A 19,941-nucleotide genomic window follows, 5' to 3' on the forward strand; every position below is an offset into this window, starting at 1 on the left:
GAAACCGGAATCTTTCGCCCCGCCGGGGCGGAACGAGACTATTGACCCACGGCTTTGGACGCTTCTGTAAAGAAGGTTTACCGATAGTTCATCGGCCCTCGACCTTTCCCCCGAGCATAGATGCAGCTCAAAGCAGTTACCGTCGGTACGGTACCCGCGCAGCCCCCAGGATCACCTGGTGGTTGGGCTGTGAAGGTGCTGTGAACGCCCCTAATCACGTTTGTCCGTTGAGGCGAAAACACCCACCGTCTGGCCGATCTAGATCTATCCGGACAGCCGATCGGGTGACGGCAACAGAAACGGACCGTACCCGTTCGAGTGACCCACAGTCGTCGATACGGGGCCGAGTTAGCGATCGTTGCGGTGCTCCGAGTCGGACGGTCGTGACCAGAACTCGTCTTCTGATCCCGCGGCGGGGTTCTCCGCGGGCCGCAGAGATGAACTCTGATCGGGTTCGGACGGTTCGGCGGGCGTTTGTTCGGGGCGAGTTCCGGGCCACTCCGGCGGGCCGGCCCACGGGCCGGGCGCGGAACTCGGGTTGCTTTTCGGCGCTGTGATGCTCGACTCATCGCGATTTTCGGGAGCGAGAGCGGGAGCCGGAGTCGGCGCGGCGAGGGCGGCGGGGGCCTCAGCCGGGTGGCCGGCCGGCGGTCGAGCCTGCCCGTCCGGGTGATCAGCCGGGGCGTCCGCGGTCTGCGCTGGGGAAACGTCAGGAGCCGCCGGCGTGACGATCGGGGTGTCCGCCGGGGACGGTGCCGTCGGGGCGGCCGCTGACGCATACGGAGAGTAATCAATCGGTGCTGACAGAGTGTGAGGGCTTCCCCAGGCGGGAGGCGGTCCGTATCCCGGAGGCGCCGGCGAGACCGGGGGCGGCGGGTAGGCGCCCATGCCGGGGTAGGCGGGTGCTCCGGAGGCCGGCGCGTATCCGGGGAACCCGGCGCTGGGGTCGTAGCCGGGAGGGGGAGCACCGGGACCGTAATAGGGGCCTGCCGGGCCGTAGTTCGGCACTCCAGGACCCGGGCCGTAATTCGGCACTCCGGGGGCCGGGCCGTAGTTAGGGACGCCAGGGCCGTAGGTGGGAACTCCAGGGCCGTAGGTGGGTACTGGCGTGCCGTAGCCGGGCACCGCGGCGGCGGGGCCACCTTGCCCGTACCCGGGGAAGCCGGCACCGGACGACGGCACGGAACCCGGCGCTCCCGGCCAGACGCCGGGGAAAGCCCCCGGCTCCGGCTGGCTCGCAGCGGGCGCGGCCCCGAAGAAGTGCCGGGGCGCCATCAGCAGCAGCCCGCCCACGATCACGTAGGCGACCACCTGAGCGGCCGCCACGGCGACGTTCACACCGAGCCAGCCGTTCGGATAGGCCGCGCCGAGCGCCTCACCCACCGAGCCGGCCAGCGCCTCACCCGACCGTTGACCGGCGAGCGCTCCGAGGGAGGCCAGCCCGCCGAGGATGCCGAGCACGCAGACGGTGAAGGTGACGCCCCGGGCCAGCCGGCTGCCCCGCCGGAGACCCTGGCCGAGCACGATGAAGAGGGCGACCACCAGGATCGCCAGCACCGCGGCGACGGCGGCATCCAGCCAGATCACGGCGATGAACGACTCGACCTGGTCGCTGCCGCCGGTAGCGTCCCGGAACCGGCCGACGGTGGAGGGTGCGATCGCCACCATGCCGATCGCGTACGCGAGACCGGCCACCGCCATGGTCCACAGCAGGGCGACGGCAGTGGTCACAGCGGCCGGCCGGGACCCGGCCGGCGACGCGGTGACAGGTGGTTGAGCGGCGTACGACATCGATGGCTCCCACGGGATCGGCTGGCCAAAACCTACCGCCTGCGTGGGCGTGACGTGGCCGGACCGGGCCACCCGAGGGCAGCCCGGTCCGGGAGATGGTCGATCAGGCCGAGTCGATCAGGCCGGGTCGGTCGGCGGCCGGTGCTGCTGGTCGCCGCCGGCCGGAGGCTGGTCACTGGACGGCGGCGTGGCCCAGGGGTCGCTGGGCGGCGCGGACGCCGGACCGGAGGCGGCCGGGCCCGAGGATGTCGGGTCGGAGGCCGCCGGGTCGACGGGCGGGCTGTTCTCGCCGGGAGGGGTGTGGCCGGGAGGGGTGTGGCCGGGAGGCTGAGTGCCAGGAGCCTGAGCGCCGGGCTGGCCCGGGTACGGCGGGAGACCGGGCGCCGGCTGTCCCGGCTGCCCGTACTGCTCCGGAGACCCGAGATGTCCCGAGCCGGACGGCGGACCGTAAGCGTTGGGCGGCACCACCGGCGACCCCGGCGCGGGCGCACCCGGGTAGCCCCCGGGCTGTCCCGGATAGGACGGTGCAGACCCGGGCTGCCCCGGATAAGGCGGCGCCGACCCAGGCTGACCGGGATAGGGCTGACCGGGATAGGGCTGACTCGGGTACGGCTGACCCGAGTACGGCTGACCCGGATAGGGCTGACCGTAACCAGCGGGATACCCCGGCTGCGGATATCCCGGGTATGGCGCCGACGGGTTCCACACCGCCGCCTTGCGGAAGTAGGCGTTCGACTTGGGCAGTGCCAGCAGGATGATCACCGCGATGAGCCCGGTGAGGGTCAGCAGGCTGAGCCCTCCCATGACCGGTTCGAACCATCCCGGCATGGACAGCGCGAGGTCCGCCTCGAGCTGCTGCTCGCTCGGCCCGCCCGAGGTCGCACCGGTCGACACCGCCGAGGGCACCGAGTCGATCACCGCGAGCGTGTTGCAGCAGAGCCCGATCCCGGCGAAGACCCAGGTCACGATCCGCGACGGGTTCTTTCCCAGGCCGTTGAAGATCGAGAGGATCACGAGGCCGCCGGCGATGAACACGTAGACCAGCGCGATGACGACCATGGTCCCGGTGACCACGCCGGAGAACTCGGCGAACTCGGTGCCGCCGTACGCGTTGCGGTAGGCGTCCCGGACCGCTCCGAGGGTGGCGAAGATGGAGACCGCGATCAGCAGCTGGGCCGCGGCGATCGCGTACAGCAGGATCGACGAGGCCGTCACCGTCGCCGGCCGCCTGGATGGCGCCGGGTTTGGTGTGGAATACATGGGAACGGTCACACTGCCCTCCTCTAGATCCATTTACGGTATCGGTCGGGCGCCATATCCCGCGACCGCCCCTCACCGTCGGCGACCATGTGGCAACATCGGGCGACGATGGTCCCAATTACCACAAAAGGTCGCTCGTTCGGGGGGCGACACGGCCGCGTACGGCCACCTAAACTTCGATCCCGTGGCGTTCCGCTGGCAACAGAGTCCCAGCGGTCCGCCTTGCCCGCACGAGTCGCCCGCCCCGCACACATCACCGGGGCCGAGGCAGACCGGCTTCAGGCACCTTTCCCAACAGGCAGGCCGCGTGACCACACCGCAGCCGCCACAGACTTAAGGACCGGTGACTCCCATGCCCCACGCCGACACGCTGACCATCGTTCACCATGACGACACACGGACCCGATTCAAAGACGTCAGGTACCAGTTACACCGCGACGGGATACGAATCTGGTCCGACGAGGGCGAGCATGCCATCACCGACGTCCTGATGACACAGGCCTACCGGCATCAGAGGGAACTCTGACATCAGAGGGAACTGACGAGAGGGCCCCGGGAGAACCCGGGGCCCTTCGCCATGTCAGAGCTCAGCCACGCCGTACGGAAAGACCGTCCTTGGTCTCGCCCTGCTCCACCACGACCGTGTCGCCGTCCCTGATCTCCCCCGCCAGTAGTGCCTTGGCCAGCGAATCGCCGATGCTGGACTGCACCAGCCGGCGCAGCGGCCGCGCACCGTAGATCGGGTCGTAACCGTGCTCACCCAGCCATTGCACGGCCTCGGGCGCGACCTCCAGGGCGAGCCGCCGTTCGGCGAGCCGGCTGCGCAGCCGGGCCAGCTGGATGTCGACGATGGCCGTCAGGTCCCCCTTGGTGAGGGCGTGGAAGACGACGATGTCGTCGAGCCGGTTGAGGAATTCCGGCTTGAAGTGGGCGCGGACCGCCGCCAGCACCTCGTCGTGGCGCTCCTCGTCGCTCATCGTGAAGTCGGCCGTCGACGACCCGAGGTTCGAGGTGAGCACCAGGATGGCGTTGCGGAAGTCGACGGTGCGGCCCTGACCGTCGGTGAGCCGGCCGTCGTCGAGCACCTGCAACAGCAGGTCGAAGACATCCGGATGGGCCTTCTCCACCTCGTCCAGCAGCACCACGCTGTACGGCCGGCGCCGCACCGCCTCGGTGAGCTGGCCACCCTCCTCGTATCCCACGTAGCCGGGGGGCGCCCCGACCAGCCGGGCGACCGAGTGCTTCTCGCCATACTCACTCATGTCGATGCGGACCATCGCCCGCTCGTCGTCGAAGAGGAAGCCGGCAAGTGCCTTGACCAGCTCGGTCTTGCCGACACCGGTCGGGCCGAGGAAGAGGAAGCTGCCGGTCGGCCGGTCCGGGTCCGCGATGCCCGCCCGGGCCCGGCGTACCGCACCGGCGACCGCGGCGACCGCCTCGCGCTGCCCGATCACCTTGGCCGCGAGGGACTCCTCCATGCGCAGCAGCTTGGTGGTCTCGCCCTCCATCATCCGGCCGGCCGGGATGCCGGTCCACGAGGAGACGACCTCGGCGATGTCGTCGGCGCCGACCTCCTCCTTGACCATGGGCGGCTCGGCGTTCTCCTCCTCGGTGTCGGAGGCGACCTGAATCTCCTTCTCGAGCGCCGGGATGACCTCGTAGAGCAGGCGGGACGCCTCGAGCAGCTCGCCGTCGCGCTGGGCCCGCTCCTGTGCGGCCCTCGCCTCGTCCAGGCGCTGCTTCAGCTCACCCACCCGGTTCAGCCCACCCCGCTCGCGCTCCCACCGGTCGGTGAGGGCGGTCAGCTCCTCCTCGCGGTCGGCGAGGTCGGCGACCAGGCGCTCCAGCCGGGCGACCGAGGCCGGGTCGGTCTCCTTCTCCAGTGCGAGCTTCTCCACCCGCATCCGGTCGACCTGGCGCTGCAGCTGGTCCAGCTCGACCGGCCGGGAGTCGATCTCCATGCGGAGCCGGGACGCCGCCTCGTCGATCAGGTCGATCGCCTTGTCCGGCAGGAACCGATCGCTGATGTAGCGGTCGGAGAGGCTCGCGGCAGCGACCAGGGCGGCGTCGGTGATCTGCACCCGGTGGTGCGCTTCATACCGCCCCTTGAGGCCGCGCAGGATGCCGATGGTGTCCTCGACCGTGGGCTCGCCCACCACGACCGGCTGGAACCGGCGTTCCAGGGCGGGGTCCTTCTCGATGTGCTCGCGGTACTCGTCGAGCGTGGTGGCGCCGACCATCCGCAGCTCACCGCGGGCGAGCATCGGCTTGAGCATGTTGCCGGCGTCCATCGAGCCCTCGCCCTTGCCCGCGCCGACGACAGTGTGCAGCTCGTCGAGGAACGTGACGACCTGCCCGTTGGAGCCGCGGATCTCCTCGAGCACGCTCTTCAGCCGCTCCTCGAACTGCCCGCGGTACTGCGCGCCGGCGACCATCGCACCGAGGTCGAGCGAGACGAGCTTCTTGTCGCGCAGCGTCTCCGGCACGTCGCCGGCCACGATCCGCTGCGCCAGGCCCTCGACGATGGCGGTCTTGCCGACGCCCGGCTCACCGATCAGGACAGGGTTGTTCTTGGTACGCCGGGACAGCACCTGCACCACCCGGCGGATCTCCGCGTCCCGCCCGATCACCGGGTCGATCTTGCCGTCCCGGGCGAGCGCGGTCAGGTCGACGCTGTACTTCTCGAGTGCCTTGTACGTCTGCTCGGGATCGGCGGTGGTGACCCGCCGCTCGCCGCCGCGCACCTGCGGGAACGCCGCGACCAGGGCGTCCTCGGTGGCGCCGGCGTCCTTGAGCGCCTGGCTCACCGCCCCGCCGACCCGGGCCAGACCGGCGAGCAGATGCTCGGTCGACACATACTCGTCGCCGAGCGGCTTGGCGATCAGATCGGCCGAGCCGATGGCGTTGACGAACTCACGGGAGAGGCTGGGCTCGGCGGTGCTCGCTCCCCGCGCGGAGGGCAGTTGCTCGATCGCGCGAGCGGCCGCGCGGCGGATCTCCGCCGGGTTGGCGCCGACCGCCCGCAGCAGCGCGGTCGCGGTGGACCCACCGGTGTCCAGCAGCGACAGCAGCATGTGCCACGGCTCCACCGTGGCGTGACCGCGACGACCGGCGTCGGCGACCGCACCGGTGATCACTTCGCGGCTCTTGGTGGTCAGACGTTCGGTGTTCATAAGCTCCCCTGCAATTCCACCGGCCGGTTCCTGAGGGCTGACCCCAACCGGGCAGACTTGAGCGTGTCCGGCTCAACTTTAGCGCGCCATGGCGAGCACCGCTGCACGGTGACGGTCACCACCGATTCGAGCAGGTAACTGGCAGGAACCCGTACCGTTGGGAGGCGTGTCCCTGTCGCGGCGATTGCTCCCCCTCGGCCTGGTCTTTCTCACCGTCGGCATCGCGACCGCGGTGGTCGGGCCGTTCCTCGGTCTGTTCCTCAGCACCGCTGTCGACGCGAGTCCGATTCAGGTCACCCTCTTCCTGATGGTCGCCTCGCTCTCCGGTGTGGTGATGTCGTGGGCGATCGGGCGGATCTCCGACCGGCGGCCGATGCGGCGCACGCTGCTGATCGTCGCGGCCCTCGCCGGCTGCGCCGGCACTGGTCTCACCGCTGTCGTCCGCGATTTCTGGGTGCTGCTCGCGCTGACCGCGACGGCCACGGCCATCGCCGGGTCACTCTTCCCACAGTCTTTCGCGTACGCCAGACAGGTGCTGCAAAGCGAGGATCCCAACCGTGCGGCGATGGGGATCAGCACCCTGCGTACCGTCTTCTCGATCGCCTGGGTGGGTGGCCCGACGCTTGCCGCCTTCCTGCTCGAAGCGGGTGACTTCCGGTACGTCTACGGCGCCGCGGCGCTGATGTACCTGGTCGCGGCCCTGGTGGTGGTCCGCTGGCTGCCGGAGGTGGAGGCACCGGCCGCGCACCGGGAGGGCGAGCCGGTATCGGCCCCGGTCCCCCGGGTCGTCTACCCGATCCTGGCCGGCTTCACCCTGATGCAGACCTCGATGGTGCTCAGCGTCCAGGTCATGCCGCTGTTCGTGAGCACCGAACTGAACGGCTCGATCGGCGACGCGGGCCTGATCCTGGGGCTCTGTGCGGCGCTGGAGATCCCGCTGATGCTCGGCTTCGGCGCGCTCTCCACCCGGATGCCGCTGCGCCGCATCATCCTGGTCGGCGCCGTGTGCGGTGTCCTCTACCAGGCTTTGGCCGCTTCGGCCCAGTCGGTGTGGATGCTGGCGGCGGCACAGTTGCCCAACGCCATCCTGATCGCCGCGGCCTCCGGGCTCGGCATCTCCTACATCCAGGACATGATCCCCCGCTTCCCCGGCCGGGCCTCGACGATGTTCACCAACACCTTCCCGATCGGGCAGATCCTGGCGGCCCCGCTCTTCGGGGTGGCCCAGGAGTTCGGCTTCCGCCTGGCGTTCGGCCTCAACCTGGTGCTGAGCGTGCTCGGCCTGCTCCTGCTGCTGTTCTTCCGGCCGCCGGCCGCCACGCCCGAGCCCGCCGAACCTGATCATCGAACCAACGCTGATCAGGCGTAATGCGATCGATCAGACCCGTTCGTCGGGTTCGGGGACGGAACGGATGACCTGCGGGATAACGTTGGCGTCGTGCGCGTACGGGTGGAACAGACTCCGCTGCCGGGAATCGGCGTCCGCCATGACCTGGTGACCTCCTCAGGTCGTACGGTCGGGGTGGTCTCGCACCGCAACGGCCGCCGCGACCTGGTCCTGTACGACGTGGACGACCCCGACTCCAGCCTCGCCTCGATCCCGCTCACCGACGACGAGGCCGAGGCCCTGGCCGACGTCCTCGGCGCGTCCCTGATGCTCGGCCAGCTCGCCGGCCTGCGCCAGCAGGCCGCGGGGCTGCTCACCGAACAGATCGCCCTGCCCGCCGGCTCGCCGTTCGTGGGCCGGAAACTGGGCGACACCCGCACTCGCAGTCGCACCGGCGCCTCCATCGTGGCGGTGCTCCGCGACCGGGAGGTGATCGCCTCTCCGGGCCCCGAGTTCCGGTTCGAGGCGAACGACGTGGTGGTGGCCGTCGGTACACGCAAGGGCCTGGACGGCGTCACCGCCATCCTGGCCGGCGACGACGACGGCTGAGCACGGTGGAACACCACACGACGATCCTGCTCATCGAGATCGGCGCGCTGCTGTTCGGCCTCGGCATGCTCGGTCGGCTGGGCCGCCGTTTCGGTCTCTCTCCCATCCCGCTCTACCTGCTGGCCGGTCTCGCGTTCGGCAGCGGCGGCATCATCCCGCTCTCGGCCAGCGAGGAGTTCATCGGCATCGGCGCCCAGATCGGCGTGATCCTGCTGCTGGTCATGCTGGGCCTGGAGTACTCGGCCGACGAACTGGTGGACAACCTGCGCTCGGCGGCACCGGCCGGCCTGATCGACATGCTGCTGAACGCGCTGCCGGGTGCCGCGTTCGCCTTTCTCCTCGGCTGGGGCTGGCAGGCGGCACTGGTCCTGGCCGGCATCACCTGGGTCTCCTCCTCCGGCGTCATCGCCAAGGTGCTCGGCGACCTCGGCCGGGTGGGTAACCGCGAGACTCCGGTGATCCTCTCGGTCCTGGTGATCGAGGACCTGGCGATGGCGTTCTACCTGCCGATCGCCACCGCGGTGCTGGCCGGCAGTGGCCTGATCCCCGGCCTCAGCACGCTCGGCGTCGCGGTGGTCACGGTGATCGCGGTGCTGGTGGTGGCGATCCGGTACGGCGGTGAGATCAGCCGCTTCATGTCGGTGAAGGACCCGGAGGCCCTGCTGCTGAGCGTGCTCGGCATGACGCTGTTCATCGCCGGGGTGGCCGGTGAGCTGAAGGTCTCCGAGGCGGTCGGCGCGTTCCTGGTCGGCATCGCACTCTCCGGCCCGGTCGCGCACCACGCCACGCAGATCCTCTCCCCGCTGCGGGATCTGTTCGCCGCGGTCTTCTTCGTCTTCTTCGGGCTCTCCACCAATCCGGCCGACATGCCACCGGTCCTCTTGCCCGCCCTCGGCCTGGCCGTGCTGACCATGCTGACCAAAGTGGGTACCGGCTACCTGGCCGCGCGCCGGGCCGGCATCGCCCTGCCCGGCCGGCTGCGGACCGGTCTGGCCCTGATGCCCCGGGGCGAGTTCTCGATCGTCATCGCCGGACTCGCCATCACGTACGGGGTCGACCCCCGGCTCGCCCCACTCGCCACGGCCTACGTGTTGATCACGGTTGTCACCGGCCCGATGCTGGCTCGCCTGCCCGATTACCGCTGGTTCAAGGAGCTGGTGCGGCGGCGGATGGCGGCCATGCAGCGGGCCGCGAAACCAGTGCCGTCCCCGGAGTGACCTGCGTCTCCATCACGAATGCCTAAAGTTACTGTCAAGTATCTGAATGTGAAGCCTTGACACTTCCCTCCACTCACTCAGCGCGCTACCGTTGCGCGGCGACGACTCTGAGTATTGGGACGTTCGACACTGCCACCGCCGGCTTGCCGTCGGCGGCGCGCTGTGAACGGTTGAGTGAGGCGGCGGCGTGAGCGTGCGAGAAGCGACATTCCTCGGATTCGGCAACCCCGTGGATCCCCGCCCGGACGAACTACAGTCCTGGGCATACAACCCTGATTCCGTCCCCCTGAGCAGCATGCCGAAAGACTGGGACCTGCTCATCTCGGGTGACGTGCTCGGGCCCACCCTGTTCGAGCTGGCCATGGACCGGCAGTGCCCGGCCCGCCGGTTCGCCCAGCACTGCATGTACATCTATGCAGCCGACGGCCTGCGGCAGAACGCGAGCGGGCAGCGCAAGCGCCGGCTGAAGAAGTTCGTGGAGCGGGCCGAAGAGGTCGGCGACGAGCCGATGCAGATCTGGGCACACAACTGCCGGGTCCTGATGACCCGGCCGGAGCTGTTCGATCACCACGACTGGATGGAGGGCGGGCTCGTCCGCCACCCGCGGCGCCTCGGTCTCTTCAACCGACGCTGACGCTGGGTATCCATTCAATAACTACAAGTAGTAACGGCGGCCCCTGATCACCAGGGAGCCGCCGTTTCTCATCTGTCTCTGTCTATCGATCGTGTGAACGGCTGTCCGGTGGACGGCGGGGACGCCAGACGACGAGGGCTGTCGAATGGTTCTCCTGCCGCACCAGATCCCGTCCCGCGTACGGGTTGGTCATGGCCTGGAGCTGGGCGATCCGCGCGTGCGCGTCGTCCAGCTGCTGCTCGAGCTCGGCCACCCGGTGCTGAAGGTCGCCGACCAGCTGTTCCAGGCCGATGATCCGCTTGACGCCGGCGAGGTTGACGCCGTCCTCCTGGCTGAGCCGCTGCACCTCACGGAGCAGTGCCACGTCCCGCTCGCTGTACCGCCGGCCGCCGCCGCCCGCCCGGCCGGGCTGCACCAGCCCGAGCCGGTCGTACTGACGCAGGGTCTGCGGATGCATCCCGGCCAGCCGGGCGGCCACCGAGATGATCAAAACCTTCGCGTCGGAGGCCTGTTCAACAGAGATGCTGATCTCTTCATACATGTGCCACCTCCCGTGAGGGCCTTAACCAGTGGCCCGGCGCAGACGCGCGTCGAGCCGGTCCCGCGACGGCGGCGGGGTGAGCTTCGCGAACTTCTCCAGCGCGTCCCGTGCCTCACCGGTCACCCCGGCCGGGATCTGCACCTCGACGGTGACGATCAGGTCGCCCGCCTGCCCCTCCTTGCGGACCACGCCCTTGCCGCGGGCCCGCAGCTTGCGGCCGCTCGGTGTGCCCGGCGGCACCCGCAGCGTGACCGGGCTGTCCAGGGTCGGGACCCGTAGGTCGGTACCGAGGACGGCTTCCGCGACGGTGATCGGCACGGTCAGCGTCAGGTCGTCGCCACTGCGCCCGAACAGCTCGTCCGGCCGGACCTTGACCTGCACATACAGATCGCCGGCGGGACCGCCCCGGTCGCCCGGCTCGCCCCGGCCGCTGAGCCGGATCCGCTGGCCGTCGGCAACACCGGCCGGGAAGCGCACGTTGATCGTCCGGGATTTGGTGACCCCGCCCGACCCACGGCACTCCGGGCACTTCTCGTCGACGATGCTGCCCGAGCCCTGACAGTCACGGCACGGCTCGGAGAAGCTGAACGAACCCTGGTTGCTGGAGATCAGGCCGGTGCCGTGGCATTTCTGACACGCCCGCGGCGTGGTGCCGGGCTTGGCACCGCTACCCCGGCAGGTGTCACAGGCGCCGGGAGTGCGCAGGGTCAGCGGCAGCGTGGTTCCGCGAACCGCCTGGGCGAAGTCGAGCGTCACCTCGGTCTCGACGTCCCGCCCGCGCTGCGGTCCGCGCCGAGCCGGACCGGCCGGGCCGCCGGCACCGCCGCCGGAGAAGATCGAGCTGAAGATGTCGGAGAAGCCGCTGCCGCCGAACCGCCGGTCGGCACCCGCACCGCCCGCACCGGAGAACCCGCCGAACAGGTCCGACGGGTCGAACTGGGTGCCGGCGCCGGGACGCGCACCGCGGCGGAACGCGCCGGATCCGAACAGGGAGCGCATTTCGTCGTACTCTTTGCGCTTCTTGTCGTCGGCCAGCACGTCATACGCCTCGGACGCCGCCTTGAACTTCTCCTCCGCCTCCTTGTTGTCCGGATTGCGGTCGGGGTGAAGGTCCCTGGCGAGCTTGCGGTACGCCTTCTTGATCTCGTCGGGTGAGGCGGACTTGGTTACGCCCAGGACAGCGTAGAAGTCCTTCTCGAGCCAGTCCTTCGAGCTCATTCAGTCCACCTCCTCGGCTGCGGTTGCGTCCCGCCCGCCGGCGAACCGGCGGACGGGACGGATGAGTGTCACTCCGGGTCGGCGACCGCGACCATCGCCGGGCGCAGCAACCGCTCGCCCAGCGTGTATCCGCGGCGCATCACCTCGACGCAGGTCGGTTCCGTGACGTCCGCGGACGTCTGGTGCGCGACCGCCTCGTGGAGGTTCGGGTCGAACGGGTCACCCTTCTCCCCGAATCCCACCAGGCCGAGCTTGCCGGTCACCGCGGTGAGCTGCTCCGCCACCGAGGCGAACGGCCCGACCAGGTCGCCGTGCTCACGGGCCCGGTCGATGTCGTCCAGGACCGGGAGCAGGTCGGTGAGGACCTTGCCCGTGGTCACCTCGGCAGCCGCACCCCGGTCGCGGTCGACCCGCTTGCGGTAGTTCGCATACTCCGCGGTCACCCGCTGCAGGTCGTGGGTCCGCTCGTCGAGATCGGTCCGCAGCGCCGCCAACTCGGCGCCGAGGGCCGCCTTCTCCCCGGCCACCGCCTCGTCCTCCTCGTCAGGGGCGCGGTGCGCGCCAACCGGCTTCACCGGCTTCTCCTCGTCGGAAGTCTCCTCGGCCGTCGCATCATCGATCTCGCCCTGGATGACTTCCCGCTCGGTCGCCGGACCGTCGTTCTCGTCGTCCTTGGCACTCACTTCTTGTCGTCCTCCACGATCTCGGCGTCGACGACGTCGTCGCCACCGCCGGCGGCCGGGCCGGCAGCGGGGCCCGCACCGGGCGCGCCGCCGGGGGCACCGGCGTCACCGGGGCCGGCCTGCGGAGCGTCACCCTGCGAGTAGAGCAGCGAACCGGCCTCCTGGGAGACCTGCGACAGCCGCTCGTGCGCCGACTTGATCTTCTCGATGTCGGTGCCACCGAGCGCGCCGCGCAGCTCGCCGAGCGCGTCGTTGATCTTCGTCTTGCTCTCCTCGGGGAGCTTGTCGCCGCTCTCCGCCAGGAACTTCTCGGTCTGCCACTGGAGCTGCTCGGCCAGGTTGCGGGACTCGGCGTCCTCGCGGCGCTTCTTGTCGTCGTCCGCGTGGTCCTGGGCGTCGCGCATCATGCGCTCGATGTCTTCCTTCGGCAGCGCGGAGCCGCCGGTGATCGTCATCTTCTGCTCCTTGCCCGTGCCCAGGTCCTTGGCGGACACGTGCACGATGCCGTTCGCGTCGATGTCGAACGAGACCTCGATCTGCGGTACGCCGCGCGGTGCCGGCGCGATGCCGCTGAGCTCGAAGGTGCCGAGCTTCTTGTTGTACGTCGCCATCTCGCGCTCACCCTGGTAGACCTGGATCAGCACGGAGGGCTGGTTGTCGTCCGCCGTGGTGTAGACCTCGGAGCGGTGCGCCGGGATGGTGGTGTTGCGCTCCACCAGCTTGTGCATGATGCCGCCCTTGGTCTCGATGCCCAGCGACAGCGGGGTCACATCGAGAAGCAGGACGTCCTTGACCTCGCCCTTGAGCACACCGGCCTGCAGCGCGGCACCGACGGCGACGACCTCGTCCGGGTTGACACCCTTGTTCGGCTCACGGCCGATCAGGCCGTTGACCAGCTCGGTGACGGCCGGCATCCGGGTCGAGCCGCCGACCAGGATGACGTGGTCGATGTCGGCGAGCTTGACGTCGGCGTCCTTGATCGCGGACTCGAACGGGCCCTTGCAGCGGTCGAGCAGGTCCTGCGTCATGCGCTGGAACTCGGACCGGCTGAGCGTGGTGTCCAGGTGCAGCGGGCCGTTCGCGCCGGCCGTGATGTAGGGCAGGTTGATGCTGGTGGTGGTGGCGGCGGAGAGCTCGATCTTCGCCTTCTCCGCGGCCTCACGCAGACGCTGCAGGGCCATCTTGTCCTGGGACAGGTCGATGCCGTGCTCGCCGCGGAAGGTCTTGACCAGGTGGTCGATGATCCGCTGGTCCCAGTCGTCGCCGCCCAGGTGGTTGTCACCGGAGGTCGACTTCACCTCGATGACGCCGTCGCCCAGCTCGAGCAGGGAGACGTCGAAGGTGCCGCCGCCGAGGTCGAAGACCAGGACGGTCTGCTCCTTGGAGCCCTTGTCCAGCCCGTACGCCAGGGCGGCCGCGGTGGGCTCGTTGACGATGCGCAGGACGTTGAGACCCGCGATCTCGCCGGCCTCCTTGGTGGCCTGGCGCTGCGCGTCGTTGAAGTAGGCCGGGACGGTGATGACCGCGTCGGCGATCTGCTCACCGAGGTACGCCTCGGCGTCCCGCTTGAGCTTCATCAGCACCCGCGCGGAGATCTCCTGCGGGGTGTACTTCTTACCGTCGATGTCGATCGACCAGTTGGTGCCGACCTCACGCTTGACCGACCGGATGGTCCGGTCGGGGTTCGTCACCGCCTGCCGCTTGGCGACCTCGCCGACGAGCACCTCCCCGTTGCGGGCGAAGGCCACGATCGACGGCGTCGTGCGAGAGCCCTCCGCGTTGGCGATGACGGTGGGCTCGCCTCCTTCCAGAACGCTGACGCAGGAGTTCGTGGTGCCGAGGTCGATGCCGACCGCACGTGCCATGGTGTTCCTCGCTTCATTACAGGTTGGGTTCTACAGGGTTGAGTGGAACCGACTCAATGATGCCACGGGTCCGCACGCCGTCAAATCGAAGTTGAGTCCGAGAGGCGCAAGTCGGTGCGTGAGACAGGGTGGCGAGGAAATCACCTACATACCTGTCAGGTCACGGCATACCGGGACCCGTTGTCCTGGATGCATAGATCGTGCACGCTTTACCCGTGACCACGCACGGAGACGCGGTCGGTCCGTCGGCCCTTTCCGCCGTCCCCGCCGTACCGGATGAGAAAGACACCAGTGGCCCATCAGAGCGTACGAGGACGGACCGGACTCGTCCGGTGAACCAGGGAAACAGCCCGGCACCCGAGGTACCACCTGCGCTGGGACGCCTCGCGACGGCCCTGAGCCGATTACGGGCGACGCTCGGCGCAGTGTCGTACCCGTTGGTCCTGCCGTCAGCGGAAGAGGCCCGCAAGGTCGGCGCCGCCCTCCTCGCCCAGGTCAACGACTACCTGCTGCCGCGCCTCGCGCGGCTCGACGCACCCCTGCTGGTGGTCGTCGGCGGCTCCACCGGAGCGGGCAAGTCCACCCTGGTGAACAGCCTGGTGCAGGCGCCGGTGAGCACCTCCGGTGTGCTGCGGCCGACAACCCGATCACCGGTGCTCGTCGCCCACCCGGACGACCTGACCTGGTTCGGCCGCGGTGGCCTGCTGCCCGGGCTCACCCGTACGGGTGAGCCGAGCACCGACGCGAACGCTCTGCAGGTGGTGCCGGCACCGACCATCGGGCCGGGCCTGGCCCTGCTGGACGCGCCCGACGTCGACTCGGTGGTGGACCACAACCGCCATCTCGCGGCGCAGCTGCTGGCCGCGGCCGACCTCTGGCTCTTCGTCACCACCGCCGCGCGCTACGCGGACGCGGTCCCGTGGGAGCTGCTCAAGACCGCCCGGCTGCGCGGCACCGTGATCGCCCTGGTGCTGGACCGGGTGCCGGTCGACGCCGCCGCTGAGATCGCCGCGCACCTCGGCGAGATGCTCACCGCGCACGACCTCGGCGCCGCACCGCTCTTCGTGCTGCCCGAGACCGAGCTGGACGACCGTGGCCTGCTGCCCGACTCGGCAGTCGGGCCGATGCGGCTCTGGTTCGCCAAGCTGGCGGCCGACTCGAACGCCCGCGACGCGGTGGTCCGGCAGACGCTGGACGGCGCACTCGGCGCACTCGCCCCGGCGCTCATCGGCCTGGCCGAGGCCGCCGACGAGCAGATCAAGACCGCACGAAACCTGGACGAGCGGACCGAGGCCGCCTACCGGACCGCACACAACACCGTCGACGAGGGCCTGCAGGACGGCCGGCTGCTCCGCGGTGAGGTGCTGGCCCGCTGGCAGGAGTTCATCGGCACGGGCGAGTTCCTGCGCAGCCTGGAGTCCCGGGTGGGACACCTGCGCGATCGCCTGGTCGCGGCGATCAGCGGCCGGCCGGCACCCGGCCGCAACCTTCAGGTCGCCATGGAGTCCCAGCTGGTCACGCTGCTGCGCGGGGTGGCATCGGACGCGGCCGAGCAGGCGTATGCGGCCTGGCAGTCGCACCCGGCCGGCGCCGCCCTGCTCGAACCCGAGCTGCAGAAGTCCTCCGCCGACCTCCAGGAGCGGGCCGACCGGCTGGTTCGTGACTGGCAGCAGTGGGTGCTGGAGATGGTCCGGCGGGAGGCCGCGGACAAGCGGTCGGTCGCCCGCGGCGCGGCGTACGCGGTGAACGGCGTCGGCCTCGCCGTCATGATCGCGGTGTTCACCACCACCGCGTTCATCCCGACCGGCCTCGAGGTCGCCGCGGGTGCGGGCAGCGTGGTCGCCGGGCAGAAGGTGCTCGAGGCTGTCTTCGGCGACCAGGCCATCCGTACGCTTGCCACCCGGGCCCGGACCGAACTGCTGGCCCGGGTCGACGAACTGTTCGAAGCGGAGGCCGCCCGGTTCACCGAGCGGACCGCGACCGTACGCCTCGAGGTCGAACCCGGCGGAGTGATGCGCCAGGTCGCCGCCGAGGTGGAGAGCGCCCGGAAGGAACTCGCGTTGACCGGATCGGAGTCATGAATCTGGTGGAGAAGGGCCCGGCCGATGTCGGCGGCACCGACGAGGTGAACGCCGAGGAGCTGACCCGGCGGCTGGAAGCGCTGGCCCGGTTCCTGCGAGCGGTCGGGCCGTACCTGCCGGACGGCGAACTGGTGGCCGCGCACACGCTGGTGGAGCGGTCCGGCAACCGGCTCGCGCTGTCCCTCGAGCACACCGTCGTGGCGCTTGCCGGTAGTACCGGCAGCGGCAAGTCGAGCCTGTTCAACGCCCTCGCCCGGTTCAAGCTCTCCCAGGTCGGGGTGCGCCGGCCCACCACCGGCACCGCGCACGCCTGCGTCTGGGGACCACTCGAACCGGCGAACCGGCTGCTCGACTGGGTCGGCGTGCTGCCACGGCAGCGGTTCGTCCGGGAGAGCGCGCTGGACGGCGACGACGAGGTGGCGCTGCGCGGGCTGATCCTGCTCGACCTGCCCGACTTCGACTCCGTCGAGCGCACCCACCGGCTGGAGGTGGACCGGCTGCTCGGCCTGGTCGACCAGATCGTCTGGGTGGTCGACCCGCAGAAGTACGGCGACCGGATCCTGCACCAGGCCTACGTCTCGCAGTTCAGCGCGCACGCCGGCGTCACGATCGTGGTCCTGAACCAGGCCGACCGGCTCAGCCCCGGCGACACCGAGGTGGTTCTGAACGACCTCACTCGGCTCCTGGGGGAAGACGGCCTCACCGGCACTCCGGTCCTGGCCAGCTCCGCCAAGCAGCCCGGCATGCTCAGTGACCTGCGCGGCGCGCTGGAGAAGACGGTCGCCGACCGGCAGGCCGCCCTGCGCCGGCTCTCGGTCGACCTCGACTCGGTCAGCGAGGAACTGGCCACCATGATCGGGCCGCCGGCCGCCGAGGACGAGGTGGACCGGTCGACCGTCCGGCAGCTGTCGGAGTCGCTCGCGGCCTCGGCCGGTGTGCCGGCGGTCGCCGACGCCACTGCCGGCTCCTACCGGCTCCGTGCCTCGGCGGCGACCGGGTGGCCGCTGGTCCGCGGGCTGCGGCGGTTCCGGGCGGACCCGCTGCGGCGGCTCCACCTGGCGGAGAAGGCCGAGCCGGACGCGGTGTCGACGGACGTCGTCCCCCGTACCTCGGTGCCCGCGCCCGACGCCGCGCAACGCTCCGCGGTGGGCATCTCGGTCCGCGCGGTGGCCACCCGCGCCGCCGCGCCGCTGCCCGACATCTGGGCTCCGGCGATCAACACGGCCGCGCGGTCCCGCGCCGACGACCTGCCGGACGCGCTCGACCGCGCCATCGCCCAGACCGATCTCGGCATGGAACGCCAGCCGATCTGGTGGCGCGCCGTCGGGATCCTGCAGTGGATCCTGCTCGCCACCTCCGCCGTCGGCCTCGGCTGGCTGATCCTCGGTTACGGGCTGCGTGTCCTGGGCCTGCCCGAGATCAACTACCCCGAAGTGGGTGTCGTCCCTCTGCCGACGCTGCTGCTGCTCGGCGGCCTGCTGGCCGGCCTGCTGCTGTGGCTTCTGCTCAAGCCGATCGTCGAGGCGGGGGCGCGGCGTGCCCGGCGACGTGCCGAGCAGCGCCTGCGAACGGCGATCACCGAGGTCGGCCGCGGATATGTGGTCTCCCCGGTGCGGGAGGTGCTGAACGCCTACGCCCAGGCGAGGGAAGCGCTCGGTGTCGTGCGCTCGGAGTGAGCATCTTTCACCCGGCCATCCCTTTTGAACACGGCTTAGGTCCGGTGGCTGCCGCGGGCGTACGCTCGCGGCATGCCTGCTTCCCCGACTGCGTACGAGGCAGTGCTGCACGCTGCCCGTGACGTCACCAAGCTGGGGTGTGCCCTGGACGCCGAGATGCTCGGCGCGGCACTGCTCGGCAGTGTGTACTCGATCGCGACCGACGATCGCGCGGAGGCGGTCCGCGACTTCGTGGGCCGGTTCCTGACCGCTACCGACCAGAAGCACTCACCCGCCGCCGCGACCATCCGGGAGGTCTTCGCGACCCTCGTGCCGGATGCCGACGGCGCGGCCCAGGTGGGCCACGACGCGAAGTCACCGTCGTGGGTCACCGAGCTGGGGCGGGTCCGGCCCACCGGCTGTTATGCGTACGGCGACGTGTACGGCGACCAGACGTCCTACCTGGTGACGTATGCGTATGAGGACAGCGCGAACGGCGGTCCGGAGCACGCGGTGGTGGCTCTCGTCGACCACAACATCGGCATCACCAAGGACGTCTTCGTCGCCTCGTCGGCCGAGCAGCTGCTCACCCAGGTGCGCACCATCTGCGACGGTGACGACTTGATCTGGTTCCGCAGTGAGGACCCGGGCCGGCTCCGCGACGAGGTCGGCCGGCACCTGCAGATCACCGACGAGCTCGGTGATCTGCCCGCCGACGGTTCGCTCTCCACCGACCGCGCCCTCGCCGGGGCTCGGCTCGCCCTGCTTCCCGTCGTCACCACACCGCCGCTGACCGAGCCGGCCGGTCCCGACCCCGCCGACCTGCTCCGCGACTTCCTGGCCTCTCCGGAAGCCGCCGAGTCCGGGTTGACCGCTGTCGCCGCCGCACCCGCCGACAGCGCCTCGCTGGACTTCTGCCTGAGCCTGCTCGTCGACCACGCCGCCACCCTGCCCGGCGACGACCTGCTGCGGTGGAGTCCTACCGTCGCCGGGCTGTTCCTGCTCGACTGGGTGCACCGGCGCGCGGTCCTCGACATGGACGACGCGGCGATGCTGCCCCGCGTGGTCCGTGCCTGGTCGGCGTTCGCGATCCGGCGCCGCGCCCTGCCGGAGCCGGCGGTGGCCGAGACCGAGGCCGCGGTGGAGGAGCTGATCCCGGAGTTCGCCCGGCTCTACACGACCGGCGAGCGTCGCAGCCCCGCCACGGCGGCCGTCGCGCAGCTCATCGCCGAGGGCGTCGACCCGAACGACAACGCCGCCATCGACGCCTGGATCGAAGCCAACCGCGACGACTGATCGCTCCCCGCACCCCCGCACCCCTGCGACCGCCCCGCGGCTGGCTCCCAGTGCTGCCTCAATCGCGTCGAGGCAGCAACTCACGGCCAGCCGGGGAACCCGGACCGGGTGGGTCAGCGGTGGTTGGAGTGGTGCTCGTCGGCCGAGTCGGCGTGGTGACGGCCCACCCGGGAGCTGCGCTGCCGGGCGGCGGTGCGCTCGTCGGGGTGGTTCGTGTGCTCGGCCCGGTGCTGGCCACGGTACGGGCGGTTGGAGGTGCGGGACTCCTCCGGCCGCGGCTGGCTCATCGAGCGGCGGATGTTGCCCGTGGTGCCCGAGTAGCTCTGTTCGAGGATGCGGGCGGCACGGATGTTGTACGGGCGTTCGGTCACTGCTGACCTCCGGCTGGGTGGGAGATGAACGGGTACCGCGGTGGTGACAGCACGATCGCCACGTCGCCGGAAACCCGACTCCTGAACTGTGGCGTTCTCGCACGGACGACGCCGGTGATGCCTCGGCTCGTCGGGATCATGGCCGGAACCGGCGATCAGATCGCCGGAACGTCCCGAAGATCCATCATGGAGATCCCCGCTCCGCGACCACGACCGCCAT

15 protein-coding genes are annotated in these 19,941 nt (G+C 70.2%); 7 read left to right on the plus strand and 8 right to left on the minus strand.

The genetic code is table 11. The annotated features are described in order from the left end of the window. Positions 1-348: 348 nt before the first annotated feature. From ACFQV6_RS09445 to clpB, 3 genes are all read right to left on the minus strand, one after another. Positions 349-1,791, minus strand: a complete 1,443-nt coding sequence (locus ACFQV6_RS09445) for a hypothetical protein (RefSeq protein ID WP_378026995.1) — start codon at positions 1,789-1,791, stop codon at positions 349-351. 117 nt (positions 1,792-1,908) lie between these two features. Beyond that, positions 1,909-3,063, minus strand: coding sequence for a hypothetical protein (locus tag ACFQV6_RS09450; RefSeq protein ID WP_378026996.1), 1,155 nt, complete (start codon positions 3,061-3,063; stop codon positions 1,909-1,911). 575 nt (positions 3,064-3,638) lie between these two features. Beyond that, positions 3,639-6,224 carry an ATP-dependent chaperone ClpB gene (clpB, locus tag ACFQV6_RS09455; RefSeq protein ID WP_378026997.1) on the minus strand — a complete coding sequence of 862 codons (2,586 nt, stop codon included), beginning with the start codon at positions 6,222-6,224 and terminating at the stop codon, positions 3,639-3,641. A gap of 166 nt (positions 6,225-6,390) precedes the next feature. Between clpB and ACFQV6_RS09460 the strand changes: the two genes are divergently transcribed. The 4 genes from ACFQV6_RS09460 (at position 6,391) to ACFQV6_RS09475 (ending at position 10,011) form a co-directional block, all read left to right on the plus strand. Further along, positions 6,391-7,593, plus strand: a complete 1,203-nt coding sequence (locus ACFQV6_RS09460; protein ID WP_378026998.1) for a sugar efflux transporter — start codon at positions 6,391-6,393, stop codon at positions 7,591-7,593. Between the two features lie 69 nt (positions 7,594-7,662). Then, positions 7,663-8,160 carry a cation:proton antiporter regulatory subunit gene (locus ACFQV6_RS09465; protein ID WP_378026999.1) on the plus strand — a complete coding sequence of 166 codons (498 nt, stop codon included), beginning with the start codon at positions 7,663-7,665 and terminating at the stop codon, positions 8,158-8,160. A 65-nt stretch (positions 8,161-8,225) separates the two neighbouring features. Further along, entirely contained in the window at positions 8,226-9,377 is a 1,152-nt protein-coding gene (locus ACFQV6_RS09470) for a cation:proton antiporter (protein WP_378027235.1), read from the plus strand. 187 nt (positions 9,378-9,564) lie between these two features. Continuing rightward, complete coding sequence (locus tag ACFQV6_RS09475) at positions 9,565-10,011, plus strand: hypothetical protein (protein WP_378027000.1); 447 nt, start codon at positions 9,565-9,567, stop codon at positions 10,009-10,011. Between the two features lie 82 nt (positions 10,012-10,093). On the opposite strand, the gene ACFQV6_RS09480 is transcribed toward ACFQV6_RS09475, so the two are convergent. The 4 genes from ACFQV6_RS09480 to dnaK form a co-directional block, all read right to left on the minus strand. After that, positions 10,094-10,552: a heat shock protein transcriptional repressor HspR gene (locus ACFQV6_RS09480; protein ID WP_378027001.1), complete on the minus strand. Its 459-nt coding sequence runs from the start codon at positions 10,550-10,552 to the stop codon at positions 10,094-10,096. Positions 10,553-10,573: 21 nt separating this feature from the next. Further along, positions 10,574-11,770 (minus strand): molecular chaperone DnaJ, encoded by a 1,197-nt coding sequence (dnaJ, locus tag ACFQV6_RS09485; RefSeq protein ID WP_378027002.1) that lies wholly within the window; start codon positions 11,768-11,770, stop codon positions 10,574-10,576. Positions 11,771-11,838: 68 nt separating this feature from the next. Further along, entirely contained in the window at positions 11,839-12,453 is a 615-nt protein-coding gene (gene grpE, locus ACFQV6_RS09490) for a nucleotide exchange factor GrpE (RefSeq protein ID WP_378027003.1), read from the minus strand. After that, positions 12,450-14,318, minus strand: coding sequence for a molecular chaperone DnaK (gene dnaK / locus ACFQV6_RS09495; RefSeq protein WP_378027004.1), 1,869 nt, complete (start codon positions 14,316-14,318; stop codon positions 12,450-12,452). Before dnaK ends, grpE begins: the two co-directional genes overlap by 4 nt. 215 nt (positions 14,319-14,533) lie before the next feature. Here dnaK and ACFQV6_RS09500 point away from each other — a divergent pair, with 215 nt between their 5' ends. The 3 genes from ACFQV6_RS09500 to ACFQV6_RS09510 all read left to right on the plus strand — a co-directional run bounded on the left by ACFQV6_RS09500 (position 14,534) and on the right by ACFQV6_RS09510 (position 19,350). Continuing rightward, on the plus strand, positions 14,534-16,399 hold the full coding sequence (locus ACFQV6_RS09500) for an ABC transporter (RefSeq protein WP_378027005.1): 1,866 nt from the start codon (positions 14,534-14,536) through the stop codon (positions 16,397-16,399). Next, positions 16,396-18,075, plus strand: coding sequence for a GTPase family protein (locus tag ACFQV6_RS09505; protein ID WP_378027006.1), 1,680 nt, complete (start codon positions 16,396-16,398; stop codon positions 18,073-18,075). The genes ACFQV6_RS09500 and ACFQV6_RS09505 overlap by 4 nt, the downstream gene beginning before the upstream one ends. Before the next feature lie 72 nt (positions 18,076-18,147). Next, positions 18,148-19,350, plus strand: a complete 1,203-nt coding sequence (locus ACFQV6_RS09510) for a hypothetical protein (RefSeq protein WP_378027007.1) — start codon at positions 18,148-18,150, stop codon at positions 19,348-19,350. 113 nt (positions 19,351-19,463) lie between these two features. Here ACFQV6_RS09510 and ACFQV6_RS09515 read toward each other — a convergent pair whose 3' ends face one another. Continuing rightward, positions 19,464-19,721: a hypothetical protein gene (locus ACFQV6_RS09515; RefSeq protein ID WP_378027008.1), complete on the minus strand. Its 258-nt coding sequence runs from the start codon at positions 19,719-19,721 to the stop codon at positions 19,464-19,466. Positions 19,722-19,941: the final 220 nt, after the last annotated feature.

The organism is Actinoplanes sp. GCM10030250 (assembly GCF_042666575.1).
Lineage (GTDB): Bacteria > Actinomycetota > Actinomycetes > Mycobacteriales > Micromonosporaceae > Actinoplanes.

Coding starts and splice junctions, on each gene's coding strand:
- ACFQV6_RS09445 (WP_378026995.1), bottom strand. CDS start 1,791: ATGTCGTACGCCGCTCAACCACCTGTCACCGCGTCGCCGGCCGGGTCC.
- clpB (WP_378026997.1), bottom strand. CDS start 6,224: ATGAACACCGAACGTCTGACCACCAAGAGCCGCGAAGTGATCACCGGT.
- ACFQV6_RS09470 (WP_378027235.1), top strand. CDS start 8,226: ATGCTCGGTCGGCTGGGCCGCCGTTTCGGTCTCTCTCCCATCCCGCTC.
- ACFQV6_RS09480 (WP_378027001.1), bottom strand. CDS start 10,552: ATGTATGAAGAGATCAGCATCTCTGTTGAACAGGCCTCCGACGCGAAG.
- dnaJ (WP_378027002.1), bottom strand. CDS start 11,770: ATGAGCTCGAAGGACTGGCTCGAGAAGGACTTCTACGCTGTCCTGGGC.
- dnaK (WP_378027004.1), bottom strand. CDS start 14,318: ATGGCACGTGCGGTCGGCATCGACCTCGGCACCACGAACTCCTGCGTC.
- ACFQV6_RS09505 (WP_378027006.1), top strand. CDS start 16,396: ATGAATCTGGTGGAGAAGGGCCCGGCCGATGTCGGCGGCACCGACGAG.
- ACFQV6_RS09510 (WP_378027007.1), top strand. CDS start 18,148: ATGCCTGCTTCCCCGACTGCGTACGAGGCAGTGCTGCACGCTGCCCGT.